Origin of the sequence: Kocuria flava, assembly GCF_001482365.1 — a bacterium.
Taxonomy (GTDB): domain Bacteria; phylum Actinomycetota; class Actinomycetes; order Actinomycetales; family Micrococcaceae; genus Kocuria; species Kocuria flava.
Window position 1 is genome coordinate 990,087 of record NZ_CP013254.1, and the last position, 19,235, is coordinate 1,009,321.

The window sequence follows — 19,235 nt, forward strand, 5'->3', positions numbered from 1 at the left end:
CCGGCCGGGTCCGCGCCACCGCGCGGACGCGCCGGGCCCGTACCGATCCATGGAGGAAACGATGAGGACGAAGCGGGCCGCGGGTGCGGCAGTGCTCATGACCGGAACGCTGCTGCTCACCGCCTGCGGCGGTGGCGGCGGCGAGGCCGGCGCCGACGGCGGCGGCGGCACCTTCAGCGCGTACATCGGCGAGCCCGAGAACCCGCTGGTCCCCGGCAACACCACCGAGACCGAGGGCGGCCAGGTCGTCGACGCGCTGTGGACCGGTCTCGTCGAGTACGACCGCGAGACCAACGAGGCCGTCTACACCGGCGTCGCGGAGTCCGTGGAGTCCGAGGACCAGAAGACGTGGACGGTCACGCTCAAGGACGGCTGGACCTTCCACGACGGCACCCCGGTGACCGCGCAGAGCTACGTCGACACCTGGAACTACGTTGCCAACAGCACGAACGCCCAGGGCAACTCCTACTTCTTCGCCAACGTCGAGGGCTACGAGGACCTGCAGGCCGAGGAGGGGAAGGAGCCCGCCGGGACGGAGATGTCCGGGCTCGAGGTCGTCGACGACACCACGTTCCGGGTGACCCTCACCGAGCCCTACGCGCAGTTCCCCACGACCCTCGGCTACACGGCGTTCTTCCCGATGCCCCAGGCGTTCTTCGACGACCCCGAGGGCTTCGGCGAGCAGCCGATCGGCAACGGGCCCTTCAAGGCCGACGAGGCCTTCCAGGAGGGCCAGGGCATCACCCTGACCCGCTACGAGGAGTTCGGCGGCGAGGAGCCGGCGAAGGCCGCGGGCGTCGAGTTCCGCGTCTACACCGAGATCAACACCGCCTACAACGACCTGCAGGCCGGCTCCCTCGACGTGGTCGGCCAGATCCCGCCGGACGCCATCGCCTCCGCCGAGGACCAGTTCGGCGAGCGGTTCAAGACCACCCCGCGCGGGGACATCACCTCGCTGGGCTTCCCGACCTACGACGAGCGCTTCGCCGACCCGCAGGTCCGCCGGGCGTTCTCCATGGCGATCGACCGGCAGGCGATCACCGACGCGATCTTCCAGGGCTCCCGGACCCCGGCCGCGTCCTTCGTCTCGCCCGTGATCGACGGCCACCGCGAGGACGCCTGCGACGCCTGCGAGCTGAACGTCGAGGAGGCCAACCGCCTGCTCGAGGAGGCCGGCTTCGACAGGTCCGAGCCCGTGGACCTGTGGTTCAACGCCGGGGCCGGGCACGAGGAGTGGATGCAGGCGGTGGGCAACCAGCTGCGGGAGAACCTCGGGGTCGAGTACCAGCTGCGCGGCGACCTCCAGTTCGCCGAGTACCTGCCCAAGCAGGACGAGAAGGGCATGACCGGCCCGTTCCGCTCCGGCTGGATCATGGACTACCCGGTCATGGAGAACATGCTCGGCCCGACCTACTCCACCGCGGCCCTGCCGCCGGCCGGGTCGAACGTGACCTTCTACTCGAACGAGGAGTTCGACGCGAAGCTGCAGGAGGGCAACGCCGCCGACTCGGTCGACGCCGCGATCCAGGCCTACCAGGAGGCCGAGGACGTGCTCCTGGCCGACATGCCGGCCGCCCCGCTGTTCTACGGGCTCGTCCAGTACGCGCACTCGGAGAACGTCAGCGACGTCCACGTCAACAGCTTCGGCCGCGTCGAGGTCGAGGACGTCGTCGTCGGCTCGGAGTGACCCGGCCCCGAGGCCCGGGGCGCCCCCGATCGGGGCGCCCCGGGCCCGTGCGGAAGACCGAGCGCTCCGACCGGGCGCTGCGACCGTGAACGAAGGAGACCCATGGGGCGGTACGTCCTCCGCCGTCTGCTGCTGACCATCCCGGTGCTGCTGGGGGCATCCCTGCTCATCTTCTCGATGGTCTACGCGCTGCCCGGCGACCCCATCCGAGCCCTCGGCGGGGACCGCCCGCTCTCCGAGGCGGTGCAGGCGCAGCTGCGCGCCGAGTACAACCTCGACGACCCGCTGCTGATCCAGTACCTGAAGTACCTGGCCGGGCTGGTCCAGGGCGACTTCGGCACCGACTTCTCCGGCCGGCCCGTGCTCGCCACGATCCTGGACCGGCTGCCCGTGACCGCCCGCCTGGCCCTCGTGGCCGTGGGCTTCGAGATCCTCATCGGCATCGCCGCCGGCGTCCTGGCCGGCCTGCGCCGGGGGTCGTTCTTCGACAACCTGGTGCTCGTCTCGACCACGGTCGTGGTCTCGATCCCCGTGTTCGTCCTGGGCTTCCTCGCCCAGTACGTCTTCGGGGTGCGCCTGGGCTGGTTCCCGATCGCGGGCATCTCCCAGGGCTGGTACAGCTACGTCCTGCCGGGCCTGGTGCTCGCGGCGCTCTCGCTGGCCTACGTGGCGCGGCTGACCCGCACGAGCCTCGCCGAGAACCTGCAGAGCGACTACGTGCGCACCGCCCGGGCCAAGGGCCTGAGCGAGGCCCGCGTGGTCGGCAAGCACACCCTGCGCAACAGCCTGATCCCGGTGATCACCTTCATCGGCGCCGACCTCGGCGCCCTGATGGGCGGGGCGATCGTCACCGAGTCGGTGTTCAACATCCCCGGCCTGGGCCGGGCGGTCTACGACGCGGTGCTGCGGCAGGAGGGCGCCGTCGTCGTCGGGATCGTGACCCTGTTCGTGTTCTTCTACATCTTCTTCAACCTGGTGGTCGACGTCCTCTACGCCGCCCTCGACCCGAGGATCCGCTATGAATGACCCCCGCACGGACGCCCTCGAGGACCAGGCCCACCCGGAGGGCCTGCACCGGGAGAGCTACGCCGACCGGGTGGACGACCGCGCCGACGAGCTGGCCTCGGCGGCCGCGGCCGGGGACATCGAGCAGACCAGCCTGTGGCAGGACGCCTGGCGGCAGCTGCGCCGCAACCCGTTCTTCCTCGTGGGCGCGCTGCTGTTCCTGGTCTTCGCGACCATGGCGGTGGCCCCGGGGCTGTTCACCTCGACCGACCCGAGGGCCTGCGACCTCGCCCGCTCCGGGGACGGCCCGCGGGCCGGGGCCCCGTTCGGCTTCGACGTCCAGGGCTGCGACTACTACGCCAACGTGGTGCACGGGGCCGGGGTGTCCCTCGCGATCGGCTTCCTCTCCGTGCTCGGGGTGCTCGCCATCGGCGTGGTCGTGGGCGCGCTGGCCGGCTACTACGGCGGGTGGATCGACTCGCTGCTGGCCCGCGTGACCGACATCTTCTACGGCCTGCCGCTGATCCTGGGGGCGATCATCCTGCTCTCCGTGCTGCCCGAGCGCGGGGTGCTCGAGGTCTCCCTCGCGCTGATCGCCTTCGGCTGGATGACCGCGATGCGCCTGGTGCGCTCCAACGTCATCGGGGTCAAGCAGTCCGACTACGTCCAGGCCGCCCGCGCCCTCGGGGCCCGGACCGGGCGGATCATCGTCCGGCACATCCTGCCCAACGCCGTGGCCCCCGTGCTCGTCTACGCCACGATCGCGGTGGGCACGATCATCGCCTCCGAGGCGACGCTGACGTTCCTGGGCGTGGGTCTGCAGCTGCCCGAGATCTCCTGGGGCCTGCAGATCAACGCCGCCCAGAACCGGCTGCGCGACGCCCCGCACCTGATCCTGTTCCCCTCGCTCTTCCTGTCCCTGACCGTGCTCGCGTTCATCCTCATGGGGGATGCGCTGCGCGACGCCCTCGACCCGAAACTGCGCCGATGAACCCCTCGCACCCCGTTCCCGCCCCGGCGGACCCGCAGCAGCGGGACGCGGAGCAGCCCGTCCTCGAGGTCGAGGACCTCGCGGTCGAGTTCCGCTCCCGCCGCCGCACCGTCCGGGCCGTCAACGGCATCTCCTACGCGGTCCGCCCCGGGGAGACCCTCGCCATCGTCGGGGAGTCCGGCTCGGGCAAGTCCGTCTCCGCCCAGGCGGTCATGGGCATCCTCGACGTCCCCCCGGCGCGCATCACGCGCGGCGCCATCCGCTTCCGCGGCCGCGACCTGCTGGGGATGACCCGCAAGGAGCAGCGGGCCGTGCGCGGGCCGGGCATCGCCATGGTCTTCCAGGACGCGCTGTCCGCCCTCAACCCCGTCTTCACGGTCGGGCACCAGATCGGGGAGCTGTTCCGCGTCCACCGCGGGGCCTCCCGCGCCGAGGCCCGGGAGCGGGCGGTCGAGCTCATGGAGCGCGTCGGCATCCCCGCCGCCCGCGAGCGCGTCGACGCCTATCCGCACCAGTTCTCCGGCGGGATGCGCCAGCGCGTGATGATCGCGATGGCCGTCGCCCTGGACCCGGACCTGCTGATCGCCGACGAGCCCACGACCGCCCTCGACGTCACCGTCCAGGCCCAGATCATGGACCTGCTCACCGAGCTGCAGGAGCAGACGGGGACGGGGATGATCCTCATCACCCACGACCTCGGGGTCGTCAACGAGGTCGCCGACCGGGTGGCCGTGATGTACGCCGGGCGGATCGTGGAGAACGGCACGGTCGACGAGGTCCTGGCCGCCCCGCTGCACCCCTACACGAAGGGCCTGATGGCCTCGATGCCGAGCCTCGAGTCCCATGGGGAGCGGCTGCACCCGGTCACCGGCACCCCGCCGGACCTCTCGGCCATCCCCTCCGGGTGCGCCTTCCACCCGCGCTGCCCGCTGGCCCGCTCCGGGGCCGCGGCCGCCCCCGGCGCCGACTGCGCCGGAGATGTCCCGGCGCTGCGCGAGATCGTCCCGGGCCGCACGGCGGCCTGCCACTACAGCGAGGAGCTCGCCCATGGCTGAGACGGCACCGGTCCCCGGGGGGACGACGACGGCGCAGGCGCCGCTGCTGCAGCTGCGGGGGCTGACCAAGCACTTCCCGCTCACGCAGGGCATCGTCCTGCGGCGCACGATCGGGCAGGTGCGGGCGGTCGAGGGCGTGGACCTCACCGTGGGCGCCGGCGAGACGCTGGGGCTGGTGGGGGAGTCCGGCTCGGGCAAGTCCACGGTCGCGAAGCTCGTGATGGCACTCGAGCGGCCCACCGCCGGGCAGGTGCTCTACAAGGGCCGGGACGTCGCGGCGATGGGCGCCCGCGAGCTGCGGGAGTACCGGCGCAACGTGCAGATCATCTTCCAGGACCCCTACTCCTCGCTGAACCCCCGGATGACGGTGGGCGACATCGTGGCCGAGGCCTGGGACGTGCACCCCAACACCCTCGACCGCAAGGACCGCGGGGCGCGGGTGCGGGAGCTGCTCGAGCGGGTGGGGCTGCGCGCCGACTACGCCAACCGCTACCCGCACCAGTTCTCGGGCGGGCAGCGCCAGCGGATCGGGATCGCCCGGGCCCTGGCGCTGCGCCCCGAGCTGATCGTCTGCGACGAGCCCGTCTCCGCCCTCGACGTCTCGGTCCAGGCCCAGGTGATCAACCTCCTCCAGGACCTGCAGGACGAGTTCGGGCTGTCCTTCCTGTTCATCGCCCACGACCTCTCCGTGGTGCGCCACCTCAGCGACCGGGTGGCCGTGATGTACCTCGGCGGCGTGGTGGAGACCGGCGACCGGGACGCCATCTACGAGCGCGCCGCCCACCCCTACACCCAGGCCCTGCTGTCCGCGGTGCCGGTGCACGAGCCCGCCCTGCGGGGATCCCGGGAGCGGATCATGCTCAGCGGCGACCTGCCCAGCCCGGCCGACCCGCCCTCCGGGTGCCGGTTCCGCACCCGCTGCTGGAAGGCCCAGGACGTCTGCGCCGAGGAGGTCCCGGAGCTGGTGGACCGGGGCCAGGGCCACCCCTCGGCCTGCCACTTCGCCGAGCTGCGGGCGCCCGCCCCGCGGCCCTAGCCGGGGCGCCCCTCCCGGAGGTCGTGGGCACAGGGCCCCGGCCGGACCGCCGGTCCGGCCGGGGCCTTTTCCGCGCCCGACCGTTGCGCAGATTGTTCAACAATCACTACACTGACTCGGAAGTGACCGGGGCCACTCCCGTGGCCGGTCGGCGTCGCCGTCGTCGTGCAGGTCGCAACCGCGAAACCCAGGAGGGCTCCATGTCCAGCTCCGCCCCCGTGCCGCCCGCCGAGAAGGAGACCGGCTCCGCCCTCGGCCCCGCGGCCATGCGGGCCGTGAACCGCTCCGCCCTGCTGGGCGCGCTGTTCCTCATGGCCACCTCGGCCATCGGCCCCGGCTTCATCACCCAGACCGCCAACTTCACCGTCCAGCTCGGCGCGGCCTTCGCCTTCGCGATCGTCGTCTCGATCGTCGTGGACATCGCCGTGCAGCTGAACGTGTGGCGGGTCATCGGCGTCTCCGGGCTCAAGGCCCACGAGCTCGGCAACCGCGTGCTGCCCGGTCTGGGCTGGTTCATCGCCGCGCTCGTGGCCACCGGCGGGCTCGTGTTCAACATCGGCAACACCGCTGGCGGCGGGCTCGGCCTCAACGCCCTGCTGGGCCTCGACGCGACCTGGGGCGGGATCCTCACCGCCCTGCTCGCCGTGGGCGTGTTCCTCAGCCGCCGCGCCGGCGTGGCCCTCGACCGGATCGTCGTGGCCCTCGGCGTCGTGATGATCCTCGTGACCGGCTACGTCGCGGTCGTCTCGCAGCCGCCCGTGGGCGAGGCCCTGCGCAACGTGGTCCTGCCGGAGGAGGTCAGCTTCCTCGTGGTCACCACGCTGATCGGCGGCACCGTGGGCGGCTACATCACCTACGCGGGCGCCCACCGCGTGGTCGACGCCGGGATCACCGGGGTCGAGAACGTCAAGCAGATCTCCCGCAGCTCCGTGGTGAGCATCGTCGTCACCGGCGTGATGCGCTTCCTGCTCTTCCTGGCGATCCTCGGCGTGGTCGCCGGCGGGGCGCAGCTGGCCGGGGAGAACCTCGCGGCCCAGGCCTTCCAGTCGGCCGCCGGCGAGGTCGGGCTGCGGCTGTTCGGCGTGATCCTGTGGGCGGCCTCCGTCTCCTCGGTGATCGGCGCGGCCTACACCTCCGTCTCCTTCCTCACCACCTCCCGCACCGCCCCGCGCACCCGCAGCCTGCTCACCGTGGCGTTCATCCTGATCTCCGCCGCCGTGTTCACCCTGCTCGGGCAGGCGCCCTCGACCCTGCTCATCGTGGCCGGGGCCGTCAACGGGCTGATCCTGCCGCTGGGCTTCGCCGTGCTCCTGTGGGTGGCCTGGCGCCGGCGCGACCTGCTGGGCGGCTACGAGTACCCGACGTGGCTCGCGGTCCTCGGCACCCTGGTGTGGCTGCTGACGATCTGGCTCGGCGTCCAGTCGCTCAGCGGCATCGCCGCGCTGTGGGCATGAGCGCCGCGCCGGCCCGCGCCGAGCGGGCGGGCCTGGCCCCCGCCGCGGCGCGCGCCCTGTTCCGCGACGGACTGGTCACCCCGACCTCCGGGTTCAGCGACGGCCACGCCCAGGCCAACCTCATCGTGGTCCCGCGGGACTGGGCCTTCGACGTCCTGCTCTTCGCCCAGCGCAACCCCAAGCCGTGCCCGGTGCTGGGCGTGCTCGACGCCGGCGAGGTCGAGGGGCCCCTGCTGCCCGGCGGCGACGTCCGCACCGACGTGCCGCTGTACACCGTCTACGAGCACGGGGAGGCGGCCGGCACCCGCACCGACCTGCTCGACGTGTGGCGGGACGACCTCGTGACCTTCGCCCTGGGCTGCAGCTTCACCTTCGAGGCCGCCCTGCAGGAGGCCGGGATCCCCGTGGCCCACCTCGAGCAGGGCGTCAACGTGCCGATGTACCGCACCTCGGTGGAGTGCACCCCCGCGGGCCGGCTCTCGGGCCCGCTCGTGGTCTCGATGCGCCCGGTCCCCGCCTCCCGCGTGGCCGACGCCGTGCGGATCACCTCCCGCTACCCGGCCGTGCACGGGGCGCCCGTGCACGTGGGAGCCCCGGAGGAGCTGGGCATCCGCGACCTCGCGGCCCCCGACTTCGGCGACCCGGTCGGGATCCCCGCCGGGCACGTGCCGGTGTTCTGGGCCTGCGGGGTCACCCCGCAGGCGGCCGTGCTGGCCTCGGGGGTGCCCTTCGCCCTCGGCCACGCCCCCGGGCACATGCTGGTCACCGACGCCCCGAACTGGCAGTACCAGGTGCCCTGAGCGGCCCGGACCGATCCGACCCCGCACCCCGGGGGCCTGCCCGACCGGGCAGGCCCCCGGGGTGCGGTCCGTCCGGCAGGGCCTCCGGGCCCGGCAGCGGCGACCGGGCCGCCGTCAGGCCCGGTCGGGGACCCCGAGGGCGGCGAGCACCCGGTCCCGGCCCGCGGCCAGGTAGGCGGCCATCTCCGCGGCGGCCTCCTGCGACCGGCCGGCCTCGAACAGGGCGGTGATCCGGTCGTTGCGCTCCACGAAGGGCATGTGGAAGGACGGGTCCTCGCGCATGCCCAGGAACACCAGGCGCATCTCCGCGAGGATCCGGTCCATCAGCTCGTCCTGGCGGCTCGAGCCCGCGAGCGCGACCACGGCCCGGTGGAAGCGCTGGTTGGCGTCGGCGGTGGCCGCGACGTCCCCGCGCTCGCGCGCGGCCCGGCCCGCGGCCACCGCGGCGTGCAGCTGCGGGGCGGGGCCCGGCTCGGCCCAGCGCAGCGCGGAGGTCTCGAGGGCCAGGCGCACCCGGTACATCTCCCGCACGTCCTCGGGCCCGGGCCGGGCCACGCTGACCCCGCGGTGGGGCAGGCGGGTCAGCAGGTTCTCGTCGGCGAGGGCCGCGAAGGCCTCCCGCAGGGTGTTGCGGGAGATCCCGAGCACCCGGCTGACCTGCGCCTCGGACAGGCGGGTCCCGGGCAGCAGCCGCCCGGCGGTGATGGTCCCGCGCAGCACCGCCGCGGCCCAGGGGGTGGCCTCGCCCGAGGGTGCGGGGCCGGCCTGGGCGGCGGCGGCGGCGAGGGTGGAGTCGTCGACGGCGTTCATCGCCTCCCCATCCTGGCACCCCGGCTCGGCGCGGGCGGGACCGGCACGCTCAGTCCAGCCGGGCCAGCACCTGGTCCGCCGCGACGGACTCGCCCGGCTCGGCGAGCAGCTCGCCCACCCGGCCGGTGCGGGGGGCGGGGACGCGGGTCTCGGTCTTCATGGCCTCGAGCACCGCGACGTCCTGGCCGGCCTCGACCTCCTGACCCGCCTCGACGAGCCAGGACACGAGCGTCCCGGCGAACGGGGCCGTCACGGCGCCGTCCTCCGCCGCGGCCGGAGCGGGGGCGGCCGCGGCCCCCGGGGCCGCGCTGAGCGCGGCGGCGAGGGCCTCGGGCAGCCCGATGCGCACCCGCCGCCCGTCGACGTCGACCGTGAAGCGGGTGCGCCCGGCCTCGCCGGCCCGGGCGTACTCGGTGTCGGGGGCCAGCCGCGGGGCCAGCTCGTCCTCGATCCAGGTGGTCCACACCCCGAGACCGTCGCCGCCGGCGAAGGCCGGCTCGTCGAGGACGGTGCGGTGGAACGGCACGGTCGTGGCCACCCCGTGCACCCGCAGCTCGCGCAGCGCGGTGCGGGCGCGCACGAGGGCCTGCTCGCGGGTCGGGGCGCTGACCACGAGCTTGAGCAGCAGGGAGTCGAAGGTCGTGGCCACGCGGGAGCCGGCCCGCACCCCGGAGTCCAGGCGCACGCCGGGCCCGGTGGGGGCGTCCACGGCCTCCACCGTCCCGCCCGAGGGCAGGAAGCCGCGGCCGGGGTCCTCGGCGTTGACCCGGAACTCGATCGCGTGCCCCCGCGGGGCGGGCGTGCGCGTCACCGGCAGGGGCCGGCCGGCGGCGACGTCGAGCTGGGCGCGCACGAGGTCCACGCCGTAGACCTCCTCGGTGATCGGGTGCTCGACCTGCAGGCGGGTGTTGACCTCCAGGAAGGAGATCAGCCCGTCCGGGGCCACGAGGAACTCGGCGGTGCCCACGCCCACGTACCCGGCCTCGCGGAAGATCCCGGCGGCGGCCTCGTGGATGCGGGTGCGCTGGTCGTCGGTGAGGAACGGCGCGGGGGCCTCCTCGACGAGCTTCTGGTGGCGCCGCTGCAGGGAGCAGTCGCGGGTGCCGAGCACGACCACCTGGCCGTGGGCGTCGGCGAGCACCTGGGCCTCGACGTGGCGGGGGCGGTCGAGGAAGCGCTCGAGGAAGCACTCCTCGCGGCCGAAGGCGCCGCGGGCCTCGCGGGCGGCCGCGGCGAAGGCCTCCTCGACCTCCTCGAGCTCGCGCACCACGCGCATCCCGCGCCCGCCGCCGCCGTGGGCGGCCTTGACGATCACCGGCAGCCCGTGCTCCTCCGCGAAGGCCCGGGCCTCCTCGGGGGTGCCCACGGGTCCGTCGGTGCCGGGCACCAGCGGGGCCCCGACCCGGCGGGCGAGCTCGCGGGCGGCGACCTTGTCCCCGAGCAGCGCGATGGTCTCCGGGGAGGGGCCGATCCAGGTCAGACCGGCCTCCTGCACGGCCCGGGCGAAGCCGGCGTTCTCGGAGAGGAAGCCGTAGCCGGGGTGCACGGCGTCGGCCCCGGCCCGGCGGGCGACCGCGAGCAGCTTCTCGGCGTCGAGGTAGGTCTCGGCGGGGGAGGAGCCCTCGAGGGAGTGCGCCTCGTCGGCGAGCTCCACGTGGGGGGCGTCGGCGTCGGGGTCGGCGTAGACGGCCACGGAGGCCAGCCCGGCCTCGGCGCACGCGTGGACCACGCGCACGGCGATCTCCCCGCGGTTGGCGATCAGGACTTTGCGCACGGTGTCACTCCTGTGGGTTCTCGGTCAGGTCGGGCGCCGGGTGGCGGGTGAAGCGCAGCCGCGCGCCCGGGGGCAGCTGGGCGAGCAGGGACAGGTCCTCGGGGTGGACCGTGCCGAGCACGGGGTAGCCCCCGGTGGTCGGGTGGTCGCGCAGGAACACCACGGGGGTCCCCGACGGCGGGACCTGGACGCTGCCCGGGACGGCGCCCTCGCTGGGCAGCTCGCCGGTGCGGGCCCGCTCCAGCGGCGTCCCGCGCAGGCGGGCGCCCACGCGGTCGGAGTCGGGGCTGAGCTCCCACTCCTGGTCGAAGAACGCCTCGCGGGAGGCCGGGGTGAACCAGTCCTCGCGCGGGCCGGGGACCACGCGCAGCACGGGCTCGCGCGGGGGCCCGGGCACCGGGACGGGCGCCTGCACGGCCGTGCCCGGGTCCGGGCCCACCGGCAGCAGGTCCCCGGCGGCCAGCGGCGCGGGGCCGAGGCCGGCCAGGACGTCGGTGGAGCGGCTGCCGAGCACGGGGGCCACGGCGATCCCGCCGCGCACGGCCACGTAGACCCGGGCGCCGGCCGCGACCGGTCCGACGACGAGCTGCTCGCCGTCGCGCAGCGCGAAGGGCACCCCGGGCTCCGGCGCCCACCCGGCCACTCCGGGCACCTCCAGCGGGGCCGGGGCGCCGGTGACGGCCACGACCTGGTCGCCGGAGGCGCTCAGGCGCAGCCGGCCCAGCAGGTTCTCCAGCACGGCGGCGTCCGCCGGGTTGCCGACGAGGCGGTTGGCGGCGGCGGCCGCGACGTCGTCGAGGGCCCCGGAGGGCGAGACGCCCAGGGCGGCGGAGCCGGGCCGGCCGCGGTCCTCGACGAGGCTCTGCAGCCCGGGCTCGTCCACGACCAGCCCGGGTCCCTCCGGGCGCGCCTCCGGTGCGGGGGCGGGGGAGAGCTGCACGAGCTCGCGCACCGGCCGGTAGCGGACCCGGTCGCCGGGGCGCAGCAGGGCCGGCTCCTCCCGGTCCAGGTCGAACAGCACCGCGTCGGTGCGCCCGATCAGCTGCCAGCCGCCGGGGGAGCGGCGCGGGTAGACGGCGGAGAACCGCCCGGCCAGGGCCACGGCGCCGGCCGGGACGGCGGTGCGGGGACTCTCCCGCCGCGGGACGTCGAGGGTCCCGGCCTCGCCGAGGCAGTAGAAGAACCCGGGGGCGAACCCGGCGAAGGCCGCGGTCCACTCCTGCCCGGAGTGGGCCCGCACGACGCCCTCGGCGCCGAGGCCGGTGAGCTCGCCGACGGCCTCGAGGTCCTCGCCGTCGTAGACCACGTCCACGTCCACGGTCCGCGGCTCGGCGGAGACCTCCTCCCCGGGGGCGACCGCCCGGGCGGCGGCCACGATCCCGCGCAGGGCCGCGGGCGAGCTCGCGCGCACGACGACGGTCTCCGCCCCCGCCGCGCAGTCCACCAGTCCGGGCAGCCCGGCCCCGGCGAGGGCGGCCCGCAGCGCCACGGCGTCGTGCAGGCCGGCGCACTCGAGCAGGGCGGCGCGCGGGCCCATGGGGCGCACCCGGCGCGGGCTGCTCACAGGAAGCTGCCGAGCTCGACGCCGGCCTCCTGCAGGGCCGCCCGCACGCGCTCGGCGATGGCGACGGCCCCGGGGGTGTCCCCGTGCACGCAGATGCTCTGGGCGTCCACCGCCACGAGCGAGCCGTCGGCGGCCTCCACGACGCCCTCGAGGGCCATGCGCACCACCCGCTCGGCGATGGCCTGCGGGTCGTGCAGCACCGCCCCGGGCTCGGTGCGCGGGACGAGGGTCGCCTGCGGGGTGTAGCCGCGGTCGGCGAAGGCCTCCCGGACGGTGCGCAGCCCCGCCTCCCGGGCCCGGCGCTCGATCTCCGAGCCCGGCAGCACGAGCAGCGCCAGCTCCGGGTCCACGTCCCGGACCGCGTCCACGACCGCGGCCGCGTGCTCCTCGTGGTGGACGATCGCGTTGTAGAGCGCCCCGTGCGGCTTGACGTAGCCGACCTCGGTCCCGGAGGCGCGGGCGAGGGCCTGCAGCGCCCCGATCTGGTAGACGAGCTGGTCGGCGAGCTCGGTGCGCGGCACGGCGATGAAGCGGCGGCCGAAGCCCTTGAGGTCGTCGTAGGAGACCTGCGCGCCGACGGCCACGCCGTGCGCGGCCGCGGCCGTGCAGGTGCGGCGGGCCACGGTCGGGTCGCCGGCGTGGAAGCCGCAGGCCACGTTCGCGCTGGTCACCACGCTCAGGATGGCCTCGTCGCCGTCCATGGACCAGGCGGCGAGGGACTCGCCGCAGTCCGCGTTCAGGTCGATCCGGGGGGCGGGCATGATGTGCTCCTTCTCACGTCGGTCTCCCCAGGATGCCTCGTCCGGCCGGATTGTTCAACAATTTTCGGGAAGCGGTCCTCGCAGGGAGCCCGCGGGAGCCCGCAGCCCCGGCCCCTGGAGGCGGCGGCCGGCGGTGCGGCCCGGCCCCGCCGCCGTGGGGCATCCTGGTCGTGCCGCCCGGGCGCACCGCCCGCGGCGGCCGTCCCGCCCCGGAGGAGCACCATGGCCCGTCCCGCCCGTCCCGCCCGTCCCGCGCACGCCGTCCGTCCCGGTCCGCCGCCCGCCGGGGGCCGGCCGTGATCGCCGGGATCGAGACCGGCGGCACCAAGGTGCTGTGCGCGCTCGCCGAGCCCTCGGCGCCCGCGCGCCCGGTGCGCTCGGCCCGCATCCCCACGACCTCCCCGGAGCAGACCCTCGGACGGGTGCGGGCGTTCCTGGCCGAGCACGCCGGCGGGCGGCTCGAGGCGGTGGGCCTGGCCTCCTTCGGTCCCGTGCGCACGGACCCGCGCGACCCGCGCCGCGGGGCGATCGCCGCGACGCCCAAGCCCGGGTGGAGCGGCACCGACCTGCTGACCGGCCTGGGCCTGGGCGCCGTGCCCACGGCCGTGGTCAGCGACGTCACCGGCGCGGCGGTCGGCGAGCACCGGCTCGGCGCGGGCCGGGGCGTGCGCGACCTCGCCTACGTCACGGTCGGCACCGGCGTGGGACTGGGGCTGCTCGTGGACGGGCGGCCCCTGTCGGAGCGGGCCCACCCGGAGGCGGGGCACCTGCTCGTGCGCCGGCACCCGCAGGACCGCTTCCCCGGCTCGTGCCGCTTCCACGGCGACTGCCTCGAGGGTCTCGCGGCCGGTCCCGCCGTGGCCGCGCGCTGGGGCCGGCCGGCCGAGGACCTCGGCCCCCACCGGGAGCGGGCGGTCGAGCTCGGCGCCTGGTACGCCGCCCAGCTGCTGGCCGCCGTGACCTGGACGGTGATGCCCGAGCGGATCGTGCTGGGCGGGGGCGTGGCCGGCGCCGAGGGCCTGCTCGGGGCGGCGCGGGAGCGGCTGGCCGGCCTCGTGGGCGGGGCGCTCGAGGGCCACCCCGCGGGGGACCCGGGCAGCGGCTACGTGGTCCCGCCCGGACTCGGGGCCGACTCCGGGGTGCTGGGCGCCCTGGCGCTGGCCCGCGACCTGCTGGACTGAGGACTCCCCGCCGGCCCGGTCACTCGCGCACGTACCGGGGGCGCCCGGCCTGCCAGCCGAACACCGCCGCGAGGACGCCGACGACCGCGAACATTCCGCCCGCGGCCGCGAAGCCGCCGGTCAGGGCGAGCAGCTGGCCCACGAGGAAGGTCCCGGAGGAGCCCAGGCCGTAGCCCACGCCCTGCATCATCCCGGACAGCCGCACCGCCATGGCCGCGCTGCGGGTGCGCAGGGCGATCATGGTCAGCGCCACGGCGGTGAGACCGCCCTGGCCGAGCCCGAGCAGGCCCGTCCACACCCAGATCAGCGGCAGCGGGCCGAAGATCGAGAGCACGAAGCCCCCGCCGGCCATGAGGCCCAGCGCCGCGTTGAGCACCCGCTGGTCGCGCAGCCGCACCGCCAGGGGCGGGGCCACGAGCGAACCGGTCATCTGCAGCACGATCGAGACGGCCACGATCAGCCCCGCGGCGGCGCCGTCGACCCCGCGGTCGCGCAGGATCGGGGCGAGCCAGGCGAAGACGCTGAAGGACATCATCGCCTGGAAGACCATGAACAGGGTGACCTGCCAGGCCACCGGCGACCGCCACGGGCTGGGCCCGCCGGGAGCGGGCGGGGCCGACGCGGCCGAGCGGTGGCGCCGTGCCACCGGCACGAGCAGCACCACGACCAGCGCGGCCGGCGCCGCCCACAGCGCCAGGGAGGGCCGCCACGAGCCGGTGGCCTGCAGGAGCGGGTAGGTCAGGCCCGCCCCGAGGGCGGCCGAGGCGCAGATCGCCGTGGTGTACAGCCCGCTCATCAGGCCCAGACGGTGGGTGAAGTCGCGCTTGACGATCGAGGGCAGCAGCACGTTGCCCAGCGCGATCGCCGCGCCGCAGGCCACCGTGCCGATCAGCAGCAGCGGCACGGCGCTGCCTCCCGGCAGGGGCAGGCCGCGGGTCAGCAGGCCGAGGGTCAGCAGCGCCATGGCGCCCAGCAGCACGTTCTCCGCCCCGAAGCGGCGGGCGAGCCGGGGCGCCACCGGCGCGAAGAGCCCCAGCAGGGTGACCGGGGCCGTGGTCAGCAGCGTGACCGCCCAGGCGGGCAGGTCCGCGGCGGCGGTGATCTCCGGCAGGATCGCGGAGAAGCTCGAGAAGACGGTCCGCAGGTTCAGCCCGACCAGGACCACGCACACGCCCAGGTACAGCAGGGCCCGCCGGGACGGGCCGGAGGGACCCCCGGCGGACGTGTCGGGGCGCGGGCTTCGCACGGTCTGACCTCCTCGGGACGGGCGGGTGCGGCGGGACGGGGGCGTCGTCGTCCCGGGCGCAGTTCAGGCTACTGCCCCCGGGTCCCGCGCCCGCGCTCCGGGCCCGCCCGCCCCGTCGTGTTCCGGCCACCGGTGCGCCACCGGGACGCGCGTCCCCGTGCCGGACCGGCGACGACGACGGGGCCGGCTGCGCCGGCGCGGCCAGGACCTCCCCGTGCGTGTCGGCGTGCCGGGGTCGCGGCCTGAGCCGCCGGCCGTATCGGCCCGCGAGAGGCCGCCTTGGCGCGCGGCCCCCCGGGCGGGAAGAATCGCCGGGAGGCCGGGAACCGCCCGGCGCGAACTGCGGAGGAGCGGAGCAGGGATGATCTTCATCGTCGTCAAGTTCAAGGTGAAGCCGGAGTGGGCCGACCGCTGGGTCGAGTTCAGCCGGGAGTTCACCGAGGCCACCCGCGCCGAGCCGGGCAACCTGTGGTTCGACTGGTCCCGCAGCGTGGAGGACCCCCACGAGTTCGTGCTCGTCGAGGCCTTCACCGACGACGGCGCGGCGCCCCACGTCAACACCGAGCACTTCAGGAAGTTCACCGCGGAGGCGCCCCAGGCCCTCGTGGAGACCCCGCAGATCATCAGCCGGCAGATCGACGGCCAGGGCTGGGACCGGATGGGCGAGATCACCGTCCCCTGAGTGCTTCCGGCGGGGCCGGCAGCGCGGGCACGGCCCGGGCTGCTGGCCCCTCGCGGTGCCGGGCACGAGAATGTGTGCCATGGCACCCACCGACCCGCAGACCGGCACGGCCTCCGTCCAGAAGGCCTTCGCGCTGCTGGACGTCATCGCCCAGGACCCGCGCGGGGTCACCGCCCGCGCGATCGGCACCGCACTGGGCATCCCGCTGCCCACCGTCTACCGGCTCCTGCAGACCCTCGTGGCCTCCGGGCACGTCGTGCACCTGCGCGACCAGCGGCGCTACGGGCTCGGCTACAAGGTCCACGCCCTGGACGCGTCCCTCCGCCAGCAGGTCGGCACGCCGGCGGGGGTGCGCCGTGCGGTCCGCGAGCTGCACCTCGCGGCCGACGCCGCGGCGTACTTCGCCGTCTACCGCGGGGACGCGATCGTGCTCGCCCACGTCGCGGACTCCGTGCGCCGGCCGCGGATCGACCCCATGGACTTCGGCTTCACGGACGCAGCCCACGCCACCGCGTTCGGCAAGATCCTGCTCTCCCGGATGGAGCCGCCCGAGGTGGCCGCCTACCTGGACCGGCACGGGATGCCCGCCCTGACCCCCCGGACGCTCACGAGCGTGCCCGCGCTCGAGCGCGAGCTCGCCCGGGTGCGGGCCGAGGGGCTGGCGGTGGAGCGGGAGGAGTTCGTCCTCGGCGCCTCCTGCCTCGCGGCCCCGGTCGTGGACACGGCCGGACGCACCCTCGGGTCGGTGGCGGTCTCCCTGCCCCCGCCCGAGTTCGCGCGCCGGCACGGGAGCGTCGCCCCGCTGCTGCGGGCGGCGGCCGACCGCGTGGGCCGGGCCCTCCGGGCGGCCGACGGCGCTGCGGAGGGCCCGGCGGTCCGCTGAGGCGGGACCCGCCTCAGAGCTGACGCGTGGACAGCTGCTGGGCGATGTACTCGGCCTGGCGGATCGCGAGGGCCACGATCGTCAGCGTCGGGTTGGCGGCGGCGCCCGTGGTGAACACCGACCCGTCGGAGACGAAGAGGTTCGGGACGTCGTGGGCCTGGCCGAACGCGTTGGTCACCCCGTCCTCGGGCCGTTCGCTCATCCGCGCCGTGCCCATGTTGTGGGTGGACGGGTACGGCGGGGTGTGGTGGACCGAGCGGGCACCGACCGCCTCGTAGAGCAGCGACGCCTGCTGGTAGCCGTGGTTGCGCATGGCGACGTCGTTCGGGTGGTCGTCGAAGTGCACGTTGGGCACGGGCAGCCCGAGGTGGTCGGTGACGGCCGTGTTGAGCGTGACGCGGTTCGACTCCTGGGGCATGTCCTCGCCCACGATCCACAGACCGGCCGTGCTGGCGTAGCCGTCGAGCAGGGCCGTGAACTCCGGGCCCCACGAGCCCGGGTCCACGAAGCTCGCCAGGAAGGCCGGGCCCAGGGAGATCGTCTCCATGAAGTACCCGCCGGCGAAACCCCGGTCGACGTCGTGGCGGGACTCGTCCGCGATCAGCCCCGCCATCGTCTCGCCCCGGTACATGCGCACCGGCCGGTCGAACTGCGCGTAGACCGAGCCCGTGGTGTGCCGCATGTAGTTGCGGCCCAGCTGGCCCGAGGAGTTGGCCAGACCGTCCGGGAACAGCGGGGAGCCCGAGAGCATGAGCAGCCGGGGCGTCTCGATGGCGTTGCAGGCCACGGCGACCACCCGCGCCCGCTGGCGCTGGACCTGCCCGTCCTCGTCGACGTAGACCACGCTGTCCACGAGGCCCTTGTCGGTGTGGGTGATCTGCACGGCGTGGCAGCCCGCCCGCAGGTCGAGGTTGCCGGTGCGCAGGGCCTTGGGGATCTCGGAGACGAGGGTGGACCACTTCGAGCGGTTCTTGTCGCCCTGGAAGTTGAACCCGTCCTGGACCGAGGCGGGGCGCCCGTCGTAGGGCTCCGCGTTGGTCCCGTAGGGCCCGGTCGCGTAGTGCCGGTAGCCGAGCTTCTGGGCGCCCGCGGCCAGGACCTTGTAGTTGTTGTTCGCCGGCAGGGGCGGGCGGCCGTGGCGGTGGGTGCTGCCGATCTTCTGCTCCGCCCGGTCGTAGTAGGGGGCGAGGTCTTCGAGGGCGATCGGCCAGTCGACGAGGTTGGCGCCGTCGACGCGGCCGTAGACCGACCGGGTGCGGAACTCGTGGGCCTTGAACCGCGGGGTGGCCCCGGACCAGTGGGTCGTGGTCCCGCCGACGGCCTTGACGATCCACGCGGGCAGGTTCGGGAAGTCCCGGGCGATCCGCCAGGACCCGGTGGTCGTGCGGGGGTCCAGCCAGGCCATCTGGTGGAAGGCCTCCCACTCGTCGTTGACCCAGTCCTCGGAGGTGAGGTGGGGGCCCGCCTCGAGCAGCACCACCTTCACGCCCTTCTCGGTCAGCTCGTGGGCGAGCGTGCCGCCTCCGGCGCCGGAGCCGATGACGACGACGGCGGAGTCGTCGTCGAGCTCGATCCGGGCGCCGCGCTGCTGGTCCTGGGGTGCGGTGGTCATGCGGTCTCTCCCGGCTCGATGGTCTCCGACCCCTTGAAGAGGTCGCTGAAGGGCTGGTCGGTGGTCTCGGACGCGCCCTGCTGGTCGATGTTCCAGCCCTCCGGCGGAGCGGCGGTCGCGACCTCGTAGCCCAGCGGGCCGCACTCGACGAGCTCCTCCTCGGACTCCTCCACGCGCGGGTCGGGCAGCCAGTCGAGGTCGTCGAAGCCCCGGTGCAGGTAGCCGCCCTTCGAGAACGACTCGCCCTCGTAGCCCAGGGCCTCCCACACCTCGTGGTCGTCGTAGAGGTGCAGCACGGTGGTGCGGCGCACGAACCCGAAGAACTCGAGGTCGGCGATGCGCTTGAGCACCTTCAGCGCCGTGTCGTCGTCGAGCTCCACGAAGGGCCTGTCGCTGAGCGAGTCGATGGTGAGCAGCCCCTGGGTCAGGGCCATCCGGAACCAGGTCGAGCTCTCGGCCTCGGCGACGATCTTCTCGGTCATCCGCTCGTAGGGTCCGTCGGGCAGGCCGGGGTGCGGGAACGCGACCCGGATGATGCGGGTGAGCGTCCGCTTCGCCTCGTCGGTCAGGGCCAGGGCGTTGAGGGCGGAGTACTTGGCGGGATAGACCACGGGTCTGCTCCTCCTGCGTCGACGGACGGGTGTGCTCCCGAGTGTGACCCGGCGCACGTCGAGGGGCCACGGGGCGTATCGCA

The 19,235-nt window shown here is 74.9% G+C and carries 17 protein-coding genes; 10 read left to right on the plus strand and 7 right to left on the minus strand.

Annotated features, from left to right (window positions below; all coding sequences use genetic code 11):
- The first annotated feature begins 61 nt into the window (after window positions 1-61).
- The 7 genes from AS188_RS04480 (at window position 62) to AS188_RS04510 (ending at window position 8,028) form a co-directional block, all read left to right on the plus strand.
- Entirely contained in the window at window positions 62-1,687 is a 1,626-nt protein-coding gene (locus tag AS188_RS04480; protein ID WP_058857845.1) for a peptide ABC transporter substrate-binding protein, read from the plus strand.
- A 102-nt stretch (window positions 1,688-1,789) separates the two neighbouring features.
- Complete coding sequence (locus tag AS188_RS04485; protein WP_058857846.1) at window positions 1,790-2,713, plus strand: ABC transporter permease; 924 nt, start codon at window positions 1,790-1,792, stop codon at window positions 2,711-2,713.
- Window positions 2,706-3,683 carry an ABC transporter permease gene (locus AS188_RS04490; protein ID WP_083529246.1) on the plus strand — a complete coding sequence of 326 codons (978 nt, stop codon included), beginning with the start codon at window positions 2,706-2,708 and terminating at the stop codon, window positions 3,681-3,683. Before AS188_RS04485 ends, AS188_RS04490 begins: the two co-directional genes overlap by 8 nt.
- Window positions 3,680-4,738: an ABC transporter ATP-binding protein gene (locus tag AS188_RS04495; protein ID WP_058857847.1), complete on the plus strand. Its 1,059-nt coding sequence runs from the start codon at window positions 3,680-3,682 to the stop codon at window positions 4,736-4,738. Before AS188_RS04490 ends, AS188_RS04495 begins: the two co-directional genes overlap by 4 nt.
- Window positions 4,731-5,774, plus strand: a complete 1,044-nt coding sequence (locus AS188_RS04500; protein WP_058857848.1) for an ABC transporter ATP-binding protein — start codon at window positions 4,731-4,733, stop codon at window positions 5,772-5,774. The genes AS188_RS04495 and AS188_RS04500 overlap by 8 nt, the downstream gene beginning before the upstream one ends.
- A gap of 200 nt (window positions 5,775-5,974) precedes the next feature.
- Window positions 5,975-7,228 (plus strand): NRAMP family divalent metal transporter, encoded by a 1,254-nt coding sequence (locus tag AS188_RS04505; protein ID WP_083529247.1) that lies wholly within the window; start codon window positions 5,975-5,977, stop codon window positions 7,226-7,228.
- Complete coding sequence (locus tag AS188_RS04510) at window positions 7,225-8,028, plus strand: putative hydro-lyase (protein ID WP_058857849.1); 804 nt, start codon at window positions 7,225-7,227, stop codon at window positions 8,026-8,028. Before AS188_RS04505 ends, AS188_RS04510 begins: the two co-directional genes overlap by 4 nt.
- Window positions 8,029-8,142: 114 nt before the next feature.
- Here the strand turns inward: AS188_RS04510 and AS188_RS04515 are convergent, their stop codons facing one another.
- Genes AS188_RS04515 through AS188_RS04530 form a run of 4 tightly spaced genes read right to left on the minus strand, consistent with a single transcriptional unit; the run spans window position 8,143 to window position 12,937 of the window.
- Window positions 8,143-8,838: a GntR family transcriptional regulator gene (locus tag AS188_RS04515; RefSeq protein WP_236945052.1), complete on the minus strand. Its 696-nt coding sequence runs from the start codon at window positions 8,836-8,838 to the stop codon at window positions 8,143-8,145.
- 49 nt (window positions 8,839-8,887) lie between these two features.
- Complete coding sequence (locus AS188_RS04520) at window positions 8,888-10,612, minus strand: acetyl/propionyl/methylcrotonyl-CoA carboxylase subunit alpha (protein ID WP_058857850.1); 1,725 nt, start codon at window positions 10,610-10,612, stop codon at window positions 8,888-8,890.
- 4 nt (window positions 10,613-10,616) lie between these two features.
- Window positions 10,617-12,176 (minus strand): 5-oxoprolinase subunit B/C family protein, encoded by a 1,560-nt coding sequence (locus tag AS188_RS04525; RefSeq protein ID WP_307725689.1) that lies wholly within the window; start codon window positions 12,174-12,176, stop codon window positions 10,617-10,619.
- Window positions 12,173-12,937 carry a LamB/YcsF family protein gene (locus AS188_RS04530; RefSeq protein ID WP_058857851.1) on the minus strand — a complete coding sequence of 255 codons (765 nt, stop codon included), beginning with the start codon at window positions 12,935-12,937 and terminating at the stop codon, window positions 12,173-12,175. Before AS188_RS04530 ends, AS188_RS04525 begins: the two co-directional genes overlap by 4 nt.
- Before the next feature lie 296 nt (window positions 12,938-13,233).
- On the opposite strand from AS188_RS04530, the gene AS188_RS04535 reads away from it, so the two are divergent.
- Window positions 13,234-14,118: an ROK family protein gene (locus tag AS188_RS04535; RefSeq protein ID WP_058857852.1), complete on the plus strand. Its 885-nt coding sequence runs from the start codon at window positions 13,234-13,236 to the stop codon at window positions 14,116-14,118.
- A 19-nt stretch (window positions 14,119-14,137) separates the two neighbouring features.
- Here AS188_RS04535 and AS188_RS04540 read toward each other — a convergent pair whose 3' ends face one another.
- Window positions 14,138-15,364 (minus strand): MFS transporter, encoded by a 1,227-nt coding sequence (locus AS188_RS04540; RefSeq protein ID WP_058857853.1) that lies wholly within the window; start codon window positions 15,362-15,364, stop codon window positions 14,138-14,140.
- Window positions 15,365-15,725: 361 nt separating this feature from the next.
- Here AS188_RS04540 and AS188_RS04545 point away from each other — a divergent pair, with 361 nt between their 5' ends.
- Window positions 15,726-16,046, plus strand: a complete 321-nt coding sequence (locus AS188_RS04545; RefSeq protein WP_058857854.1) for a putative quinol monooxygenase — start codon at window positions 15,726-15,728, stop codon at window positions 16,044-16,046.
- 79 nt (window positions 16,047-16,125) lie between these two features.
- Entirely contained in the window at window positions 16,126-16,929 is an 804-nt protein-coding gene (locus AS188_RS04550; protein WP_058857855.1) for an IclR family transcriptional regulator, read from the plus strand.
- Between the two features lie 13 nt (window positions 16,930-16,942).
- Here AS188_RS04550 and AS188_RS04555 read toward each other — a convergent pair whose 3' ends face one another.
- Together AS188_RS04555 and AS188_RS04560 are read right to left on the minus strand one after the other, a co-directional pair.
- Window positions 16,943-18,541, minus strand: coding sequence for a GMC family oxidoreductase (locus AS188_RS04555; RefSeq protein ID WP_058857856.1), 1,599 nt, complete (start codon window positions 18,539-18,541; stop codon window positions 16,943-16,945).
- Entirely contained in the window at window positions 18,538-19,152 is a 615-nt protein-coding gene (locus tag AS188_RS04560) for a hypothetical protein (RefSeq protein WP_058857857.1), read from the minus strand. The genes AS188_RS04555 and AS188_RS04560 overlap by 4 nt, the downstream gene beginning before the upstream one ends.
- Between the last annotated feature and the right edge of the window lie 83 nt (window positions 19,153-19,235).

What these genes read in the sequence shown, in the direction of transcription:
- AS188_RS04480 (WP_058857845.1), top strand. Translation starts at nt 62, where the DNA reads ATGAGGACGAAGCGGGCCGCGGGTGCGGCAGTGCTCATGACCGGAACG.
- AS188_RS04485 (WP_058857846.1), top strand. Translation starts at nt 1,790, where the DNA reads ATGGGGCGGTACGTCCTCCGCCGTCTGCTGCTGACCATCCCGGTGCTG.
- AS188_RS04490 (WP_083529246.1), top strand. Translation starts at nt 2,706, where the DNA reads ATGAATGACCCCCGCACGGACGCCCTCGAGGACCAGGCCCACCCGGAG.
- AS188_RS04495 (WP_058857847.1), top strand. Translation starts at nt 3,680, where the DNA reads ATGAACCCCTCGCACCCCGTTCCCGCCCCGGCGGACCCGCAGCAGCGG.
- AS188_RS04500 (WP_058857848.1), top strand. Translation starts at nt 4,731, where the DNA reads ATGGCTGAGACGGCACCGGTCCCCGGGGGGACGACGACGGCGCAGGCG.
- AS188_RS04505 (WP_083529247.1), top strand. Translation starts at nt 5,975, where the DNA reads ATGTCCAGCTCCGCCCCCGTGCCGCCCGCCGAGAAGGAGACCGGCTCC.
- AS188_RS04510 (WP_058857849.1), top strand. Translation starts at nt 7,225, where the DNA reads ATGAGCGCCGCGCCGGCCCGCGCCGAGCGGGCGGGCCTGGCCCCCGCC.
- AS188_RS04515 (WP_236945052.1), bottom strand. Translation starts at nt 8,838, where the DNA reads ATGAACGCCGTCGACGACTCCACCCTCGCCGCCGCCGCCGCCCAGGCC.
- AS188_RS04530 (WP_058857851.1), bottom strand. Translation starts at nt 12,937, where the DNA reads ATGCCCGCCCCCCGGATCGACCTGAACGCGGACTGCGGCGAGTCCCTC.
- AS188_RS04545 (WP_058857854.1), top strand. Translation starts at nt 15,726, where the DNA reads ATGATCTTCATCGTCGTCAAGTTCAAGGTGAAGCCGGAGTGGGCCGAC.
- AS188_RS04550 (WP_058857855.1), top strand. Translation starts at nt 16,126, where the DNA reads ATGGCACCCACCGACCCGCAGACCGGCACGGCCTCCGTCCAGAAGGCC.
- AS188_RS04555 (WP_058857856.1), bottom strand. Translation starts at nt 18,541, where the DNA reads ATGACCACCGCACCCCAGGACCAGCAGCGCGGCGCCCGGATCGAGCTC.